The 18,297-nt window shown below is 59.4% G+C and carries 16 protein-coding genes; 6 read left to right on the top strand and 10 right to left on the bottom strand.

The window, feature by feature from the left end:
- Window positions 1-47 precede the first annotated feature (47 nt).
- Window positions 48-1,043 (top strand): glutathione S-transferase family protein, encoded by a 996-nt coding sequence (locus HU722_RS17835; protein WP_065890773.1) that lies wholly within the window; start codon window positions 48-50, stop codon window positions 1,041-1,043.
- 104 nt (window positions 1,044-1,147) lie between these two features.
- Here the strand turns inward: HU722_RS17835 and cysG are convergent, their stop codons facing one another.
- The 7 genes from cysG to HU722_RS17870 are packed head-to-tail and all read right to left on the bottom strand — an operon-like array spanning window position 1,148 to window position 8,897.
- Entirely contained in the window at window positions 1,148-2,542 is a 1,395-nt protein-coding gene (cysG, locus tag HU722_RS17840) for a siroheme synthase CysG (RefSeq protein WP_065872078.1), read from the bottom strand.
- Window positions 2,543-3,823, bottom strand: coding sequence for a serine--tRNA ligase (serS, locus tag HU722_RS17845; RefSeq protein WP_065881892.1), 1,281 nt, complete (start codon window positions 3,821-3,823; stop codon window positions 2,543-2,545). It abuts the gene before it with no gap.
- A gap of 16 nt (window positions 3,824-3,839) precedes the next feature.
- A complete protein-coding gene (crcB, locus tag HU722_RS17850) occupies window positions 3,840-4,214 on the bottom strand; it encodes a fluoride efflux transporter CrcB (RefSeq protein WP_065872076.1) in 375 nt (124 codons plus the stop codon).
- Entirely contained in the window at window positions 4,214-5,536 is a 1,323-nt protein-coding gene (locus tag HU722_RS17855) for a replication-associated recombination protein A (RefSeq protein ID WP_065890772.1), read from the bottom strand. The genes crcB and HU722_RS17855 overlap by 1 nt, the downstream gene beginning before the upstream one ends.
- A gap of 27 nt (window positions 5,537-5,563) precedes the next feature.
- Window positions 5,564-6,187: an outer membrane lipoprotein periplasmic chaperone LolA gene (gene lolA / locus HU722_RS17860; RefSeq protein WP_016975527.1), complete on the bottom strand. Its 624-nt coding sequence runs from the start codon at window positions 6,185-6,187 to the stop codon at window positions 5,564-5,566.
- Between the two features lie 54 nt (window positions 6,188-6,241).
- Window positions 6,242-8,647, bottom strand: coding sequence for a DNA translocase FtsK (locus HU722_RS17865; RefSeq protein WP_065890771.1), 2,406 nt, complete (start codon window positions 8,645-8,647; stop codon window positions 6,242-6,244).
- On the bottom strand, window positions 8,622-8,897 hold the full coding sequence (locus HU722_RS17870; protein WP_139114558.1) for a hypothetical protein: 276 nt from the start codon (window positions 8,895-8,897) through the stop codon (window positions 8,622-8,624). Before HU722_RS17870 ends, HU722_RS17865 begins: the two co-directional genes overlap by 26 nt.
- A gap of 246 nt (window positions 8,898-9,143) precedes the next feature.
- On the opposite strand from HU722_RS17870, the gene aat reads away from it, so the two are divergent.
- From aat to infA, 3 genes are all read left to right on the top strand, one after another.
- Window positions 9,144-9,824 (top strand): leucyl/phenylalanyl-tRNA--protein transferase, encoded by a 681-nt coding sequence (gene aat, locus HU722_RS17875; RefSeq protein ID WP_065890770.1) that lies wholly within the window; start codon window positions 9,144-9,146, stop codon window positions 9,822-9,824.
- Between the two features lie 55 nt (window positions 9,825-9,879).
- Window positions 9,880-10,587, top strand: coding sequence for an arginyltransferase (locus HU722_RS17880; RefSeq protein ID WP_012724939.1), 708 nt, complete (start codon window positions 9,880-9,882; stop codon window positions 10,585-10,587).
- Between the two features lie 100 nt (window positions 10,588-10,687).
- Window positions 10,688-10,906 (top strand): translation initiation factor IF-1, encoded by a 219-nt coding sequence (infA, locus tag HU722_RS17885; protein ID WP_002553999.1) that lies wholly within the window; start codon window positions 10,688-10,690, stop codon window positions 10,904-10,906.
- Between the two features lie 175 nt (window positions 10,907-11,081).
- Here infA and clpA read toward each other — a convergent pair whose 3' ends face one another.
- Entirely contained in the window at window positions 11,082-13,352 is a 2,271-nt protein-coding gene (gene clpA, locus HU722_RS17890) for an ATP-dependent Clp protease ATP-binding subunit ClpA (RefSeq protein ID WP_049712679.1), read from the bottom strand.
- 29 nt (window positions 13,353-13,381) lie between these two features.
- Window positions 13,382-13,750, bottom strand: a complete 369-nt coding sequence (gene clpS / locus HU722_RS17895; RefSeq protein ID WP_005789091.1) for an ATP-dependent Clp protease adapter ClpS — start codon at window positions 13,748-13,750, stop codon at window positions 13,382-13,384.
- A gap of 218 nt (window positions 13,751-13,968) precedes the next feature.
- Between clpS and cspD the strand changes: the two genes are divergently transcribed.
- Complete coding sequence (gene cspD / locus HU722_RS17900) at window positions 13,969-14,235, top strand: cold shock domain-containing protein CspD (protein ID WP_065872072.1); 267 nt, start codon at window positions 13,969-13,971, stop codon at window positions 14,233-14,235.
- Window positions 14,236-14,312: 77 nt separating this feature from the next.
- Here cspD and icd read toward each other — a convergent pair whose 3' ends face one another.
- Window positions 14,313-15,569, bottom strand: coding sequence for an NADP-dependent isocitrate dehydrogenase (icd, locus tag HU722_RS17905; RefSeq protein WP_065890769.1), 1,257 nt, complete (start codon window positions 15,567-15,569; stop codon window positions 14,313-14,315).
- Window positions 15,570-16,064: 495 nt separating this feature from the next.
- Between icd and HU722_RS17910 the strand changes: the two genes are divergently transcribed.
- On the top strand, window positions 16,065-18,290 hold the full coding sequence (locus HU722_RS17910) for an NADP-dependent isocitrate dehydrogenase (RefSeq protein ID WP_065872071.1): 2,226 nt from the start codon (window positions 16,065-16,067) through the stop codon (window positions 18,288-18,290).
- The last annotated feature ends 7 nt before the right edge of the window (window positions 18,291-18,297 follow it).

Raw genomic sequence — 18,297 nt, forward strand, 5'->3', positions numbered from 1 at the left:
CAGCCCTTTAGACTGGCCTCCAACGCTTAATAGCAGAGGAGCCAGTCATGGGTTTGCTGATTGAAGGACGCTGGAAAGACCAGTGGTACGAAAGTAGCGCAGACGGCGCATTCCAACGGGAACAGGCGCAACGCCGCAACTGGGTGACCGCCGACGGTTCGCCAGGCCCGAGCGGCGAAGGCGGCTTCAAGGCCGAGGCCGGTCGCTACCACCTCTACGTGTCCCTCGCCTGCCCGTGGGCCCATCGCACCCTGATCCTGCGCAAGCTCAAGGGCCTCGAACGCTTGATCGACGTGTCCGTGGTCAGTTGGTTGATGCTGGAAAACGGCTGGACGTTCGACAAGGCCCACGGCTCGACCGGCGACGCGCTCGACGATTTCGCCTTCATGCACCAACGCTACACGGCCGACACCGCCGACTACAGCGGGCGCGTCACCGTGCCGGTGCTGTGGGACAAAAAGCTGAAGCGCATCGTGAACAATGAATCGGCGGAAATCATCCGCATGTTCAACAGCGCGTTCAACGGGATGACCGGCAACACCCTGGATTTTTACCCCGAAGCGCTGCGCCCTACCATTGACGCGCTGAACGAGCGCATTTATCCCGCCGTGAACAACGGCGTGTACCGCGCAGGCTTTGCCACTTCGCAGCGGGCGTATGAAAGTGCGTTTGATGATGTGTTTGCCGAACTGGATCACCTGGAACAGCATCTAGGCGATCATCGCTACCTGGCCGGTGAGCACCTGACCGAAGCCGATGTGCGCCTGTTCACCACGCTGATTCGCTTTGATGCGGTGTATTACAGCCACTTCAAATGCAATTTGCGGCGGATTGCGGATTATTCGAATCTGTCGAATTGGCTGAGGGAGATGTATCAGTGGCCAGGTGTGGCTGAGACGGTGGATTTTGAGCATATCAAGGGGCATTACTACGCCAGCCATCGCACGATCAATCCGACGGGGATTGTGCCGAAGGGGCCGTTGCAGGTGTTTGATGCGCAGCATGATCGGCTGCGTTTGAGCGGCAAAGGTGTCCGGAACTGATCCGAATTATGACCTGGCTTTGAAGCACCATCGCGGGCAAGCCCGCTCCCACATTGGAATGCAATCCCCTGTGGGAGCGGGCTTGCCCGCGATGCTTTTAAGGCTTAAACCTGTGCCTGGGCGCCTTCAAACCACTTCAGCTTCTCACGCAACATCACCACTTCACCGACGATCACCAGTGTCGGCGCATGCACTTCATGCTCCGCCACCATGCGCGGCAAGTCGGCCAGCGTGCCAGTAAACACACGCTGGTTAGATGTGGTGCCCTGCTGGATCAATGCTGCCGGGGTATCCGCTGCCCGCCCATGCTTGATCAGCTGTTCGCAGATGATCGGCAAACCAATCAAGCCCATGTAGAACACCAAGGTCTGCGAGGGGCCTACCAAGTCATCCCAAGGCAGGTCCGACGTACCGTTCTTCAAATGCCCGGTGATAAATCGCACTGACTGCGCATAGTCACGGTGGGTCAGCGGAATGCCCGCATACGCTGCGCAACCGCTGGCCGCCGTGATCCCCGGCACCACTTGGAACGGGATGCCGTGGGCTGCCAGTTCCTCAATCTCTTCACCACCTCGCCCAAAGATGAATGGATCGCCACCTTTGAGGCGCAGCACGCGTTTGCCTTGCTTGGCCAGGTCAACCAGTTGCTGGTTGATCTGATCTTGCGGCACAGCATGGTCGGCGCGACGCTTGCCGACGTACACGCGCTCGGCATCACGGCGGCACAGCTCGAGAATTGCCGGCGCAACCAAGCGGTCGTACAGCACCACGTCGGCTTGCTGCATCAGGCGCAGGGCGCGGAAGGTCAGCAGGTCAGGATCACCCGGTCCTGCGCCCACCAGGTAAACCTCACCCGGCGCATAAGGCGGCGCTCCGTTGACCTTTTCGATCAGTAAACGCTCGGCTTCAGCCCCCTGCCCGGCCAGCTGGCGATCGGCAATCGGGCCTTGAAACACCTCTTCCCAGAACGCGCGACGTTGCTGCACATCCGGGTACAAACCTTTGACCTGGGCACGAAAACGCGCCGCCAACCCGGCCAACTGACCGTAGGTGGAAGGAATCCAGGTTTCCAGCTTGGCGCGGATCAGGCGCGCCAGCACCGGCGCATCGCCGCCGCTGGACACCGCGATCACCAAAGGCGAACGGTCGACAATCGCCGGGAAGATCACGCTGCACAAGGCCGGCGCATCCACCACATTGACCGGCACGCAACGACGCTTGGCATCGCTGGACACTTGCGCGTTCAGCGGCTCGTCGTCCGTTGCCGCGATGATCAGGGTGCAACCGTCGAGGTCGGCCTCCTGATAACCGCGCAACATCAGTTCCCCGCCACTGCCCTGCACCAGCTCACGCAACTGGTCTTCGATCTGGGGAGCAACCACCCGCAACACCGCACCGGCGTCGGCCAGCAGCCGGGATTTGCGCAAGGCAATCTCCCCACCACCGACGACCAACACACGACTGCCGCGCAGGTTATGAAACAGCGGCAGAAATTCCATTTAGCGGATGACCTCGACGCCAGCCATGTAAGGCTTGAGCACTTCAGGCACGCGGATCGAACCGTCAGCCTGTTGGTAGTTTTCCAGCACCGCCACCAGCGTACGGCCTACGGCCAGGCCCGAACCGTTGAGGGTGTGGACCAGCTCCGGCTTGCCGGTTTCCGGGTTACGGAAACGCGCTTGCATACGACGCGCCTGGAAATCACCGCAGTTGGAGCACGACGAAATCTCGCGGTATTTATCCTGGCTCGGCACCCACACTTCGAGGTCGTAGGTCTTCACGGCGCTGAAACCCATGTCGCCCGTGCACAGCGCCAGCACGCGATACGGCAGCTCCAGCAGTTGCAGGACGCGTTCGGCGTTGGCGGTCAGGCCTTCCAGGGCTTCCATGGACGTCGACGGCTCGACGACCTGCACCATCTCGACCTTGTCGAACTGGTGCTGGCGGATCATGCCGCGAGTGTCACGACCCGATGCACCGGCTTCGCTGCGGAAGCACGGGCTGTGAGCCACGAACTTCAACGGCAGTTGCTTGGCGTCGAGGATCTCGCCCGCCACGATGTTGGTCAGCGACACTTCGGCGGTCGGGATCAGGTACAGATCGGCGTCACCGTCGCGGCTGATCTTGAACAGCTCTTCCTCGAACTTCGGCAGCTGGCTGGTGCCCATCAGCGCCGGCGCCTGCACCAGGTAAGGGGTGTAGGCTTCTTCGTAACCATGCTCGGCGGTGTGCAGGTTGATCATGAACTGCGCCAGGGCGCGGTGCATGCGCGCGATCGGGCCGCGCAGCAAGGCAAAGCGTGCGCCGGACATCTTGGCGGCAGTTTCAAAATCCAGGCCGCCGGTCAACTCGCCTAGGGCAACGTGGTCCTTGATCTCGAAATCAAAGGCTTTTGGCGTGCCCCACCGACGCACTTCGACGTTGCCGTCTTCGTCTTCGCCAATCGGCACAGACTCATGCGGCACGTTAGGGATGCCCAGCAGGATCGAATCCAGCTCGGTCTGAATCTTGTCCAGCTCGACTTTGCCGTCGGACAGCTCGGTGCCCATGCGCTCGACATCCGCCATCAGCGGCGCGATGTCTTCGCCGCGCTGCTTGGCCTGACCGATGGATTTGGAACGCGCATTACGCTCAGCCTGCAGTGCTTCGGTGCGGGTCTGGACGGTCTTGCGCTGTTCTTCCAGCGCTTCGATGCGCGCGACATCCAAGGCAAAGCCACGGGATGCCAGGCGGTCCGCTACGTCCTGAAGGTTGCTACGTAACAGTTTGGAATCGAGCATGTCGGTCTCTCGTTTATCAAAGTTTGGTCAAGGACAGGCCAGCCCAGGTGGCGAGCAGCCCGCCGAACACGCTGATGCCCAGGTACCCGAAGGCAACCAAGGCCTGCCCGCTTTCCAGCAGGCGCAGCGTATCCAGTGAAAAGGATGAAAAGGTCGTCAGACCGCCTACAAAGCCGACAATCAAGCCAGCCCGAATTTCAATCGGTACTTCCGGGCGCAACAGGAACCAGCCGTACAACAGCCCGATGATCAAACAGCCCACTAGGTTGACCGCCAGGGTCGCCGCATAAAAATGCTTCGGCCAGTTGGCGCTGACCCAGGTGCTAGTGGCGAAACGCAATAATGTACCAGCGATGCCGGCTGCGGACACGGCAAGAATCGTCTTGAGCACTACTTTCTCCGCTGTTTTGGGCTGAGTCGATCGAGTTGGGCGAGGTGATTGAGCTTTTCACCGATCTTCAGCTCCAGGCCACGGGGCACCGGCTGGTAGAACGGTTGTGGCTCAAGGTCGTCGGGGAAGTAATCTTCACCGGCAGCATAGGCGTCCGGTTCATCGTGGGCATAACGGTATTCATCGCCGTAACCCAGTTGTTTCATCAGCTTGGTCGGGGCGTTGCGCAGGTGCAGCGGCACTTCCAGGGAGCCGTGTTCGGCCGCGGCGCGCAGCGCGGACTTGAAGCCCATGTACACCGCGTTGCTTTTAGGTGCGCAGGCCAAATAGGTAATGGCCTGGGCCACTGCCAATTCGCCTTCCGGGCTGCCCAGGCGCTCCTGAACTTCCCACGCCGCCAGGCACAGGCTCAGCGCACGCGGGTCGGCGTTGCCGATGTCTTCGCTGGCCATGCGCACCACACGGCGGGCAAGGTAAAGCGGGTCGCAGCCGCCGTCGATCATGCGCGCGAACCAGTACAGCGCGCCGTCCGGGTTGGAACCGCGTACGGATTTGTGCAGCGCCGATATCTGGTCGTAGAAGGCTTCGCCGCCCTTGTCGAAGCGCCGACGCGTATCGCCGAGCAGGCTTTGCAGGAGGTCGACGCCAATTTCATTGCCGTCTTCGGCGAGGTCCGAGGCGTTTTCCAGCAGGTTGAGAAAGCGGCGCCCGTCACCGTCGGCGGCGCTCATCAGTATCTTGAAGCCTTCATCGCTGAGACTCAGCTGGCGCTTGCCCAGACCCTTGTCTTCGCTTAACGCACGCCGCAACAGCTTTCGCATCGCCGCCTCGTCCAGGCTTTTCAGCACATAGACGCGCGCCCGCGAAAGCAAGGCGTTGTTCAATTCAAAAGAAGGGTTCTCGGTGGTGGCACCGATAAAGATCAGCGTGCCGTCTTCCACATAGGGCAGGAACGCATCCTGCTGCGATTTGTTGAAGCGATGCACTTCATCGACAAACAGGATGGTGCGCTTGCCGTATTGCCCGGCCTGCTGCTTGGCGACTTCCACCGCCTGGCGGATCTCCTTGACCCCGGCGAGCACCGCGGAGACCGTCTCGAAGTGTGCATCCGAGACCTTCGCCAGCAGCCGCGCCAGGGTGGTTTTACCCACGCCCGGCGGCCCCCAGAAGATCATCGAATGCAGTGCGCCCTGCTCCAAGGCTTCGCGCAGGGGCTTACCGCGCGCGAGCAGGTGTTCCTGACCGACGTACTCATCCAGGTTGGTCGAGCGCAAGCGCGCGGCCAGGGGCTGGGCAATCGGGTCACTTCGAAACAGGTCCATGGGCAGCGTTTGAAACCTCTGGGGGATTTATTCCTGGATCACATCGGCACCCTTGGGGATGTCGAACTTGAACTTGGACGCCGGCACCGGCTGGTTGGCCTTGACCCCGGAGAACAGGATATCGGTGCGTTGGCCGACGCTGTCGACCAGGCGCATGTTATTGATCACGCCGTTGCCAAACGACAGGGACAGTGTGTCAAACAGGGTGTCCTTGGATTTCGGCTTGAGGGTGAACTCAATGACGTTGCTGGTTTGCTTGGACGTGATGTCGAAGCTGTCGTTGATTTTCGACACATCGCCCGACAGCAACAGCGCCGGGGTCTGGTTCAGGCGCGGGTCGAGCTTCTTGATGGTCGCCTGTTCCAGGTCCGGGTCCCACAGGGTGACCTTCTGGCCATCGGACACGATGGTCTGCTCAGCCTTGCCTTCCGTATGCCAGTAGAACAGGCCCGGGCGCTGCACGGCCATTTCGCCTGCAGTTTCCTGCAACTGGGTGCCGCCGGCATCCAGGGTCAGCTGGGAAAAGCGCGCAGTCAGCGTTTGGGATTTGTCCAACAGGTTCTTCAGGCTGGCGACGGAAGCCGGGTCAGCGTGAGCCGAAACAGCGGTCAGGGCCAGTGCCGGCAACAACAGCATGCGGATAAGACGCATGGGAGTCCTCATTGAGTAGTCAGGGCGCGCCGCGTGCTGCCACGCGGCACGGGGTCAGTCGCGCATCTGCCCGGGGGCAATGACTTCGCGCGAGCCGTTGGTGTTCATTGCGGTGACGACGCCGGCATTTTCCATGGATTCGATCATGCGGGCGGCGCGGTTGTAGCCAATCTTGAGTTTGCGTTGCACGGCAGAAATCGACGCGCGACGGCTTTCCAGCACGAAGGCCACGGCTTCGTCGTACAGCGCGTCGGTCTCGGCATCATCGTCGCCACTGCTGCCGCCGTCGAAGCCACTGCCGGCTTCTTCAACGCCTGCGAGGATGTCGTCGTTGTATTCCGGCGCGCCGCGCAGTTTCCAGGCTTCCACCACGCGGTGTACTTCATCGTCGGAAACAAACGCGCCGTGCACCCGGATCGGCAGGCTGGTGCCTGGCGGCATGTAGAGCATGTCACCGTGGCCCAGCAGTTGCTCGGCGCCGCCCTGGTCGATGATGGTCCGCGAGTCGATCTTGCTCGACACCTGGAACGCCATGCGCGTCGGGATGTTGGCCTTGATCAGGCCGGTGATCACGTCCACCGACGGACGCTGGGTCGCGAGGATCAAGTGGATACCGGCCGCCCGAGCTTTCTGGGCGATACGTGCGATGAGTTCTTCGACCTTCTTGCCGACGATCATCATCATGTCGGCAAATTCGTCGACCACCACCACGATGGTCGGCAGCTTGGTCAGCAGCGGCGCTTCGTCGTGGATGCTTTCGCGCTTGTACAGCGGGTCGGCCAGCGGTGTGCCGGCGTCCTGGGCTTCCTTGACCTTGGCGTTGAAGCCCGACAGGTTACGTACGCCCATCTTCGCCATCAACTTGTAGCGGCGCTCCATCTCGGCAACGCTCCAACGCAACGCGTTGGCGGCGTCCTTCATGTCAGTGACCACAGGGCACAGCAGGTGCGGGATGCCCTCGTAGATCGACAATTCCAACATCTTCGGGTCGATCATGATCAGCTTGGCGTCATCCGGGCCGGACTTGAACAGGATCGACAGGATCATCGCGTTCACGCCCACCGACTTACCGGAACCGGTGGTACCCGCGACCAGCAGATGAGGCATTTTCGCCAGGTCAGTGATTACCGGCTTGCCGCCGATGTCGTGACCCAGGGCCAGGGTGACCGGCGATTTGAAGTTATCGTATTCCGGCGTCGACAGGACTTCGGAGAAGCGCACGATCTGGCGGTCTTCGTTGGGGATTTCGATACCCACGGTGGTTTTGCCGGGGATCACTTCCACCACGCGCACGCTGGTCACGGCCAGGGAACGCGCCAAGTCTTTCGCCAGGTTGGAAATACGGCTGACCTTGACGCCCGCAGCCGGCTGGATCTCGTAACGGGTAATCACCGGGCCGGGGTGGATCGAGTCCACCGTCACTTCGACGCCGAATTCCTTGAGCTTGATTTCCAGCAGGTGGCCGACGGCCGCCAGCGACTCTGGGGAATAATTGAGTTGTTTCTTTTCGGCCGGGTCGAGAATCGAGATCGGCGGCAAGGTACCTTCGACGGCGCTGTCGACGAACAACGGCGCCTGTTTCTCTTTTTGCACGCGAGCGCTGGGCTCGGGGGCCTTGGGCGGTGCCGGGGCAATCACTGGCGGCACCTGCTTCTCGCGGTCCGACATGTGCTTGCTCAGGGCTTGCTCGCGTTCGATCAGGCGTTCCTTGACCTTGGCCTGTTCGCGTCGGTCCGGCGTGCTCGGGGCCACCACCTCGTTGACGCGGGTGTCCACCTCACGCAGTTGGGCCACCATGCGTTTGCGGTCCACACGGGCCGACCACCAGCGATTGGCCGCGCCCTGGAACAACTCCAGCAGGTCGAGGGTGATCTTGCCTGTCACGTCCATCACCTTGAACCACGACAGATCGGTGAACACGGTGAGGCCGAACAGGAACAGCGCAATAAACATCAGGGTGCTGCCCTGGATATTCAGGCTCTTGCGCGCCAGGTCGCCGAGGCTTTCGCCCAGCGCACCGCCCGCACCCGCCGGCAAGCCGGTCGGTGCATGAAAATGGATATGGGCCAGGGCCGCGCCGGACAGCACCAGAAACACCAGGCCGATCAGGCGCCACGAAAACAGCCAACCGCTCCACTCCCAGGGTTCGTGACGCTGGCGGAAGATCTGCCAGGTCTTTATCGCCAGCAGCAACGGGAAGATATACGCGAAGTAACCCAGCACCATAAACAGGATATCGGCGCTGTAGGAACCGGCGGGGCCGCCGAAGTTCTGCACGTCTTCGATCTTGCTGTTATGGCTCCAGCCCGGATCGTCTTTGCCATACGTGAGCAAGGCCATCATCAGGAACAGGCACAGCGCGCCGATAGCGATCAGCGCACCTTCCTTGAGGCGATAATGCAGGTGCTGGCGCCAGGCCGGCACGACTGCTGCTTTAGGTGTTGCGGCGGATTTCTTCAAAACGGGTCTTTTCCTGCGCCTTTAGCGCGTCCATCTGTTGAATGACTGCAAATGCTGCCCAATCCGAGCAGCTGAAAAATGAACGAGTGTCGTTGAATCTACTTTTACCATTGGGCGATTGCTGGATGAAATGAGGAAAGCGCCACAATGCCCGCATTGTACGGGTTTGTGACTGCGATGCCACGCCCTGGCCCTTCACCCGGCAGCCTAGCCAATCGCGTCTCACAACATGTTCAATTTGAGCATGCATTGTCTTTGCTGACAAAGGCTTATGAGCTGTTTTTATCAATCCAGGCCAGCTTGGCAAATGGCCTGCATCGAACCGACCCGATTACGACCGCGTCCCCGACACAGAGTTGCAGAAACACCTGCTCACGCTAATACGCCTGAAAGGCCGATTCGGGCTGGCCCGATGGCGCCAGGTCGACAATAATCAGCACTGCGCAAGCAGGTGTCACACCTGTCACTCCCCTCCCCTTCCGTAAGCCTGGATGCCATGCTGACCTGGTTACAACGCGATTCACTGACCTTCCCTCCGCTGGCCAAGGCCATGCGCGAGCCCAATGGCCTGCTCGCGGCCGGTGGCGACCTCTCGGCCGAACGGCTGGTGCAAGCCTACCGTCATGGCTGCTTCCCTTGGTTCTCGGAGGGCCAGCCGATCCTCTGGTGGTCGCCTGACCCACGCACCGTCATATTCCCCGACGAACTGCATGTGTCTCGCAGCCTGGGCAAACTGTTGCGCCAGCAGCGCTACAGTGTCACCTTCGACCAGGACTTCGCTGCGGTCATCCAGGCCTGCGCCGCACCGCGCGCCTATGCCGATGGGACCTGGATCACTGAAGGCATACAGAGCGCCTACCTGGCACTTCACCAGCGCGGCTTCGCCCACTCGGTCGAGGTCTGGGACGGCGGCGAACTGGTGGGCGGCCTGTATGGCCTGGCGATGGGCCAATTGTTTTTCGGCGAATCGATGTTCAGCCGCGCCGACAACGCTTCGAAATTCGGCTTCGCCACGTTGACCCGCCAATTGCAGGCCTGGGGTTTCGTGCTGGTCGACTGCCAGATGCCCAACGACCACCTGCACAGCCTGGGTGCCCGCGCCCTATCCCGCAGCGAATTCGCAGGTTTCCTGCGTGACCATCTGGACCAGCCCAACGCCGGACCGTGGGTTTCTTAAGCGACTTGCGCACTCCTGGCTTACACTTATTTCAAAGCTTATCCGAGGGTTGATCATGACCGAGTTGGCGCGTTTGAAGTTTTATGCCACTCAACCCCACTCTTGCAGCTATCTGCCCGACGAGCAGGCCACCACACTGTTCCTCGACCCCAGCCAGCCGATGGACGTGCATGTGTATGCCGACCTCTCGGAAATGGGCTTTCGGCGCAGTGGCGATCATTTGTACCGGCCGCATTGCCAGAACTGTAATGCCTGCGTGCCGGCACGCATCCCTGTGGCGCAGTTTCTGCCGGACCGTAACCAGAAACGCATCCTCAAGCGCAACGCCGATCTGACGGTAATGCCAGCCAAGCCGCGCTTCACCGAAGAATACTTCGACCTGTACCAGCGTTATATCGAGGAGCGGCACGCCGACGGCGATATGTTCCCGCCCAGTCGCGACCAGTTTTCCACGTTCCTGGTGCGCGACCTGCCCTTCTCACGCTTCTACGAGTTTCGTGCGGACGGCCGCCTGGTGGCCGTCGCCGTGACCGATTTGCTGCCAAACGGGCTTTCAGCGGTCTATACCTTTTATGAGCCTGCGGAAGAACGCCGTAGCCTGGGACGCTTCGCGATCCTCTGGCAAATTGGCGAAGCGCTGCGCCAGGAACTGGAGGCGGTGTACCTCGGCTACTGGATCAAGAACTGCAAAAAGATGAATTACAAGACCCAATATCGACCGATTGAACTGCTGATTAATCAAAGATGGGTCACACTTAACTAGAACCCCTTGGCTTAAACACCCTTTTTCGGGCACAATGCACGCCGCTTTTGCCTGGCGCAGTTGCACCGGGCCATTCACTGGATACCGAGGGCTTTACTGCATGTCGAAAGAAGACAGCTTCGAAATGGAAGGCACTGTCGTCGACACCCTGCCCAACACCATGTTTCGTGTGGAGTTGGAAAATGGGCACGTCGTAACCGCGCATATCTCCGGCAAGATGCGCAAGAACTACATTCGTATTCTTACCGGCGACAAAGTGCGCGTCGAGCTGACGCCCTATGACTTGAGCAAAGGGCGCATCACTTACCGCGCTCGCTAAGCAAGTCAATACAAAACGCCCGGTTATGCCGGGCGTTTTTGTGTGTGTGCGATTTAACAGATACTGGTTAAGCCAGCTCCCACATTTGGTCTTTATTGACCTGAAGACTGCATTGCACAATCAGAGACAGCAAAAAGGCGCCTTTCGGCGCCTTTTGCTTTGTTGCAGTCAGCTATCAGGCCATTTCAGCCGTGGTTTCGAAGTCAAAGGTCAGCTCGCCGTCCTTCAGATCGATGTGCACCACGCCACCATGGTCGGAAAGCTCGCCAAACAGGATCTCTTCGGCCAGCGGCCGCTTGATCTTGTCCTGGATCAGACGCGCCATCGGGCGTGCGCCCATTGCCGCATCGTAGCCGCCTTCGGCGATCCAGCTGCGCGCCGCTTCCGAAACCTCCAGTTGCACGCGCTTGTCTTCCAACTGCGCCTGGAGCTCGGTGAGGAACTTGTCCACCACACTTTTGATGACCTCATGGCTGAGGCGACCAAATTGGATAATGGTATCCAGGCGGTTGCGGAACTCAGGCGTAAAGCTCTTCTTGATCACTTCCATGGCATCAGAAGAGTGATCTTGATGACTGAAGCCAATCGAAGCGCGCGCGGCCGTTTCGGCACCGGCGTTGGTGGTCATGATCACGATCACGTTGCGGAAGTCCGCTTTGCGCCCGTTGTTGTCGGTCAGGGTCCCGTGGTCCATCACCTGCAACAGCAGGTTGAAGACTTCCGGGTGGGCCTTCTCGATTTCATCGAGCAGCAACACGCAATGCGGCTGCTTGGTGATCGCCTCGGTCAACAGTCCGCCCTGGTCGAAACCGACATAGCCAGGAGGCGCACCGATCAGGCGCGACACGGTGTGCCGCTCCATGTATTCGGACATGTCGAAGCGCACCAGCTCGATCCCCATGGCCTTGGCCAACTGCCGCGCCGCTTCGGTCTTGCCGACGCCGGTCGGGCCTGCGAACAGGAACGAACCGACAGGCTTGTCCGGCGACTTGAGGCCCGCACGCGACAGCTTGATCGCAGTGGACAGCGCGTCGATGGCCGCGTCCTGGCCAAATACGGTGAGCTTGAGGTCGCGCTCCAGGTTACGCAGCAGTTCCTTATCAGAACTGTTGACGTGTTTAGGTGGAATCCGCGCAATCTTCGCCACGATATCCTCGACTTGAGGCACGTCAATGCGTTTTACGCGTTTCTCGACCGGCTGCAGGCGCTGGTAAGCACCCGCCTCGTCAATCACATCGATGGCCTTGTCCGGCATGTGCCGGTCATTGATGTAGCGCGACGCCAGCTCAGCCGCCGCACGTAAGGCTTCATCGGTGTACTCGATACCGTGGTGCGCTTCGAAGCGCCCCTTGAGCCCGCGCAGGATGCCGATGGTGTCTTCCACCGAAGGCTCGGACACATCGACTTTCTGGAAGCGACGCGCCAAGGCACGGTCTTTCTCGAAGATGCCGCGAAATTCCTGGAACGTGGTCGAGCCGATGCAACGGATATCACCCGAGGACAACAACGGCTTGAGCAGGTTGGAGGCGTCCATCACCCCACCGGAGGCCGCACCGGCACCAATGATCGTGTGGATCTCGTCGATGAACAGGATGGCCTGCGGGCGTTTTTTCAGCTCGCCGAGCAACGCCTTGAAGCGCTTCTCGAAATCGCCCCGATACTTGGTCCCGGCGAGCAAAGCGCCGAGATCAAGGGAGTAGACGACGCTGTTGGCCAGCAGGTCCGGCACCTGGTTATCCACGATGCGCTTGGCCAGGCCTTCGGCGATCGCGGTTTTACCCACGCCCGCCTCACCCACCAGCAACGGGTTGTTCTTGCGACGACGCGCAAGGATCTGCGCGACGCGCTCAACTTCAAGCTCACGCCCCACCAGCGGATCGATCCGCCCCTGGCGCGCCAGTTCATTGAGGTTGCTGGCATAGGCATCCAGTGGATTGCCCGAAGAAGAAGACTCACCCCCCTCGTCGTCCTGCATCTCCTGCTCACCCTCGGAATGATCGCCGTGCCCAGGCACCTTGGAGATACCGTGGGCGATGTAGTTGACGACATCGATACGGGCAACGCTCTGCTGTTTCAGCAGGAACACTGCCTGGCTTTCCTGCTCGCTGAAAATGGCCACAAGCACATTGGCGCCCGTGACTTCACGCTTACCGGAGCTCTGCACGTGGAAAACAGCACGCTGAAGCACCCGCTGGAAGCCCAGGGTTGGCTGGGTTTCACGGTCTTCATCGTGGACGGGAATAAGTGGCGTCGTGGAGTCGATAAACTCCTGCAGGTCATGCTTGAGTTTGTCGAGGTTAGCGCCGCACGCACGCAGAACGGTGGCGGCAGCTTCGTTATCCAAAAGTGCCAGCAGCAGGTGCTCGACGGTCATGAATTCATGACGCTTCGAACGGGCCTCCTTGAAGGCAAGATTGAGGGTGACTTCGAGCTCGCGGTTTAACATAGCTTCACCTCATACCCAAGTGGTCGGCGTTAACCGTCCTTCTCGATTTCACAGAGTAGCGGATGCTGGCTTTCCCTGGCGTACTGGTTGACCTGCATGGCCTTTGTCTCGGCGATGTCGCGGGTAAACACTCCACATACTGCCCGTCCTTCTGTGTGAACGGCCAGCATTACCTTGGTCGCCAACTCGCGGTTCAGGTTAAAAAACACCTCGAGCACTTCGACGACGAAATCCATCGGTGTGTAGTCATCATTGAACAAAACCACCTTGTACATCGGCGGCGCCTGTAAAGCAGGCTTGGCCTCTTGAACAGCAATGCCTGCAGAACCGTCGTCATCATGTTCCTGATCCGGTCGATCCTGATTGAATGTTAGTCGAATCTGGCTGTTTGCATGCATGGAAAGAAAGGTTCGTCAGTGGTTCAAATACAGTGGTGGGGGCGACCTGTCAGAATTTCAACTCTGACCAACGGGTCGCCTTGACTATCGGCAAATCGGTGTTACAACCAATAGAACCCACAGTGGGTAAAAAAGGTCCGCGCAGTCAACCTTATTTATTCGGGTTAGGACGGATAAACTGGATGATACTCCAGTGATGGAGTCTGGTGCAGAGGGATATGGGTATGGCAACTGGTAAGGTCAAGTGGTTCAACAATGCCAAGGGGTTCGGCTTCATCATTGAAGAAGGCAAGGATGAAGACCTTTTTGCGCATTACTCAGCGATCGACATGGAAGGATACAAAACCCTGAAAGCGGGCCAGGGCGTCGATTTTGAGATTATTCAAGGCCCCAAAGGCAAGCACGCTGTGAAAATCAAAGCATCAATCTGCATCGGCACCGTTAAAACAGAACCAGCTCAAAAACCAAAAACGCAACTGGCCTGATCAGCCACTGAGCAAACTTCCATAAAAAAGCCAGCCACTCCGATTCACGAGGGTGGCTGGCTTTTTGTGTTTCTGTCTTACATATGCGAAATCAACGCATCGCCGAAGGCCGACGAAGACAGCAACTTGGCGCCCTCCATCAAGCGATGGAAGTCATAAGTCACGGTCTTGGCCGAAATCGCACCGTTGGTGCCCTTGATGATCAAATCCGCCGCCTCGGTCCAGCCCATGTGGCGCAACATCATCTCTGCCGACAGAATCAACGAACCTGGGTTGACCTGGTCCTTGCCTGCATATTTAGGCGCAGTACCATGGGTTGCCTCGAACATCGCCACAGTGTCGGACAAGTTGGCCCCCGGCGCGATACCGATACCGCCCACTTCCGCGGCCAGGGCATCAGACAGGTAGTCACCGTTCAGGTTGAGGGTGGCGATCACGTCATACTCAGCCGGACGAAGCAGGATTTGCTGGAGCATCGCGTCGGCAATCGCATCCTTGACCACTACATTCTTGCCGGTCTTCGGGCTCTTGAACTGCATCCACGGCCCACCATCGAGCAGCGTCGCGCCGAACTCTTCCGCCGCCACTTCGTAGGCCCACTCCTTGAAGGCCCCTTCGGTGAACTTCATGATGTTGCCTTTGTGCACGATAGTCAGCGAATCGCGGTCATTATCCACCACATATTGCAGGGCCTTGCGCGCCAGGCGCTTGGTGCCCTCCAGCGACACCGGCTTGATGCCAATCCCGCAATCCTGGTCGAAACGGATCTTGGTCACACCCATTTCTTCCTTCAGGAACTTGATCACCTTGATCGCTTCGGGCGAACCGGCCTTCCATTCGATCCCGGCGTAAATGTCTTCGGAGTTTTCACGGAAGATGGTCATGTCCACATCGCCTGGTTTCTTGACCGGGCTGGGCACGCCTTCGAACCAGCGCACCGGGCGCAGGCACACGTAAAGGTCGAGCTGCTGACGCAGGGCCACGTTCAGCGAACGGATGCCGCCACCCACCGGCGTGGTCAGCGGCCCCTTGATGGACACCACGTAATCCTTGACCGCATCCAGGGTTTCCTGGGGCAGCCAGGTATCCTGATCGTAGACCTGGGTCGCCTTCTCACCGGCGTAAACCTCCATCCACGAGATCTTGCGCTTGCCGCCGTAAGCCTTTTCAACAGCTGCGTCGACCACCTTGATCATCACCGGGCTGATGTCGACGCCGATACCGTCACCCTCGATGTAAGGGATGATCGGTTGGTCAGGAACATTGAGAGAATGGTCTGCATTGACGGTGATTTTGTCGCCGACTGCCGGAACCTGAATCTTCTTGTATCCCATGCTGAACTCCATCTATGGATTGAACATCTGGCTGCGTTCGAGCCTACTCCAGATAAATGGCGACTGAAACCTCGCGCCATGCTCATTTGTCCCGAAAACAGCATAAATTGTCGCCTACAAGCCTGAAAGCAAAGGGAAAAGCGCCAATCTTGAGCACATCGTGCGACTTTAGGCGTAACCCGACACCTGCGACCTTTAGACCAATGGACGACACACCTTTTGTATGAAGGCTCGGCGTAAGCATAGCGACCTATGTATAATGCCGCCGCTGACCAAAGAGTCACGATAGCCGACCGCTCTAGAACAGATGCCCTCGGCTCGCAAAGCAGGACTATTACAATAGTCCACCCGCTTGACGCTCGACTGATGCAACCCAACATCACCGCGAAGAAACCTCGACATTTCGCTCATGGATGACTTTGAACGAACGCGCTCCACCCGGCGCATCTCGAGTTTCTGCGCACGCTTTCAGCAAAGAAGAGAGTTAATCCGAATATGCCCACCCGCTCGAAGATCATCTATACCTTCACCGACGAAGCCCCGGCACTCGCCACCTATTCACTGCTGCCTATCGTAGAGGCCTTCACCGCTTCCGCTGATATTGCCGTGGAAACCCGCGACATCTCCCTCGCCGCGCGTATCCTCGCAAGCTTCCCCGAGCAACTGGGCGCAAAGGCTATCCCGGACCACCTCGCCGAACTGGGCGACCTGGCCGTTACGCCTGAAGCCAACATCATCAAGCTGCCTAACATCAGCGCCTCGACCCCGCAGCTGCAAGCCGCGATCAAGGAACTGCAGGCCCAGGGCTACGCCCTGCCGGACTACCCGGAAACCGTAACCACCGACGCGGAAAAAGAAACCCGTGCACGTTACGACAAGGTCAAGGGCAGCGCCGTGAACCCGGTACTGCGCGAAGGCAACTCCGACCGCCGCGCACCGCTGTCGGTCAAGAACTATGCACGCAAGCACCCGCACAAAATGGGCGCCTGGGCTGCCGACTCCAAGTCGCACATTGCGCACATGAACAGTGGCGACTTCTACGGCAGCGAAAAAGCCGTACAGATCGAAGGCGCTGATGCCGTCAAGATCGAGCTGATCGCTCAAGACGGCACTGCGACCGTCCTGAAGGAAAAAACCTCGGTACAGGCTGGCGAAATCATCGACACCGCCGTACTGAGCAAAAAAGCCCTGCGTTCGTTCATCGCCGCTGAAATCGAAGACGCCAAGAAACAAGGCGTGCTGCTGTCGGTTCACCTGAAAGCCACCATGATGAAGGTCTCCGACCCGATCATGTTCGGCCAGATCGTTGCCGAGTTCTATAAAGACGCCCTGGCCAAGCACGCGACCGTGCTGGAGCAGATCGGCTTCAACCTGAACAACGGCATCGGCGACCTATACGCACGCATCAAGGCCCTGCCGGCTGACCAGCAAGCGCAGATCGAAGCTGACATCCAGGCGGTCTACGCCGCTCGCCCTGCCCTGGCGATGGTCAACTCCGACAAAGGCATCACCAACCTGCACGTGCCGAGCGACGTCATCGTCGACGCATCGATGCCTGCCATGATCCGTGACTCCGGCAAAATGTGGGGCACCGACGGCCAGTTGCACGACACCAAGGCTGTGATTCCGGATCGCTGCTACGCCACCATTTACCAAGCCGTCATCGAAGACTGCAAGGCCAATGGCGCGTTCGACCCAACCACCATGGGCAGCGTGCCAAACGTTGGCCTGATGGCCAAGAAAGCCGAAGAGTACGGCTCCCACGACAAGACGTTCCAGATCAAGGCTGACGGCGTAGTCCGCGTCACCGACAGCAAGGGCAGCCTGCTGATGGAACAGAAAGTCGAAGCCGGCGACATCTTCCGCATGTGCCAGACCAAAGACGCGCCGATCCAGGACTGGGTCAAACTGGCCGTCAACCGTGCCCGCGCCAGCAACACCCCGGCCATTTTCTGGCTGGACCCACAGCGTGCACACGATGGTGTCGTGGTCGAGAAAGTTCAGGCTTACCTGAAAGACCACAACACCGAAGGCCTGGACATCCGCATCATGTCGCCCGTCGACGCGATGAAGTTCACCCTGGAGCGCACCCGCAAGGGCCTGGACACCATCTCGGTGACGGGTAACGTGCTGCGTGACTACCTGACCGACCTGTTCCCGATCATGGAACTGGGCACCAGCGCCAAGATGCTGTCCATCGTGCCGCTGATGAACGGCGGTGGCCTGTTCGAAACCGGCGCTGGCGGTTCGGCTCCGAAACACGTGCAGCAACTGGTCGAAGAGAACTTCCTGCGTTGGGACTCCCTGGGCGAGTTCCTGGCCCTGGCCGCCTCCCTTGAGCATTTGGGTGTGACGTACAACAACCCGAAAGCCCTGGTACTGTCCAAGACCCTGGACCAGGCCACCGGCCAGTTCCTCGACAACAACAAGTCGCCATCGCGCAAAGTCGGCAACATCGACAACCGCGGCAGCCACTTCTACCTGGCGCTGTACTGGGCTCAAGCCCTGGCCGCTCAGACCGAAGACACTGCACTGCAAGCGCAGTTTGGCGAATTGGCAAAAACCCTGACCGCGAACGAAGCAACCATCGTTGCCGAACTCAACGCCGTACAGGGCAAGCCAGTGGACATCGGCGGCTACTACGCGCCGAGCCCAGAGCTGACCAGCAAGGCCATGCGTCCGAGCAACACGCTCAATGCGGCGATTGCTGCGCTGGTGTGATGCTTCA

Source organism: Pseudomonas tritici (assembly GCF_014268275.3).
GTDB lineage: Bacteria > Pseudomonadota > Gammaproteobacteria > Pseudomonadales > Pseudomonadaceae > Aquipseudomonas > Aquipseudomonas tritici.

Coding starts and splice junctions, on each gene's coding strand:
- HU722_RS17835 (WP_065890773.1), top strand. CDS start 48: ATGGGTTTGCTGATTGAAGGACGCTGGAAAGACCAGTGGTACGAAAGT.
- cysG (WP_065872078.1), bottom strand. CDS start 2,542: ATGGAATTTCTGCCGCTGTTTCATAACCTGCGCGGCAGTCGTGTGTTG.
- serS (WP_065881892.1), bottom strand. CDS start 3,823: ATGCTCGATTCCAAACTGTTACGTAGCAACCTTCAGGACGTAGCGGAC.
- HU722_RS17855 (WP_065890772.1), bottom strand. CDS start 5,536: ATGGACCTGTTTCGAAGTGACCCGATTGCCCAGCCCCTGGCCGCGCGC.
- lolA (WP_016975527.1), bottom strand. CDS start 6,187: ATGCGTCTTATCCGCATGCTGTTGTTGCCGGCACTGGCCCTGACCGCT.
- HU722_RS17870 (WP_139114558.1), bottom strand. CDS start 8,897: ATGCATGCTCAAATTGAACATGTTGTGAGACGCGATTGGCTAGGCTGC.
- aat (WP_065890770.1), top strand. CDS start 9,144: ATGCTGACCTGGTTACAACGCGATTCACTGACCTTCCCTCCGCTGGCC.
- HU722_RS17880 (WP_012724939.1), top strand. CDS start 9,880: ATGACCGAGTTGGCGCGTTTGAAGTTTTATGCCACTCAACCCCACTCT.
- infA (WP_002553999.1), top strand. CDS start 10,688: ATGTCGAAAGAAGACAGCTTCGAAATGGAAGGCACTGTCGTCGACACC.
- clpA (WP_049712679.1), bottom strand. CDS start 13,352: ATGTTAAACCGCGAGCTCGAAGTCACCCTCAATCTTGCCTTCAAGGAG.
- clpS (WP_005789091.1), bottom strand. CDS start 13,750: ATGCATGCAAACAGCCAGATTCGACTAACATTCAATCAGGATCGACCG.
- cspD (WP_065872072.1), top strand. CDS start 13,969: ATGGGTATGGCAACTGGTAAGGTCAAGTGGTTCAACAATGCCAAGGGG.
- icd (WP_065890769.1), bottom strand. CDS start 15,569: ATGGGATACAAGAAGATTCAGGTTCCGGCAGTCGGCGACAAAATCACC.
- HU722_RS17910 (WP_065872071.1), top strand. CDS start 16,065: ATGCCCACCCGCTCGAAGATCATCTATACCTTCACCGACGAAGCCCCG.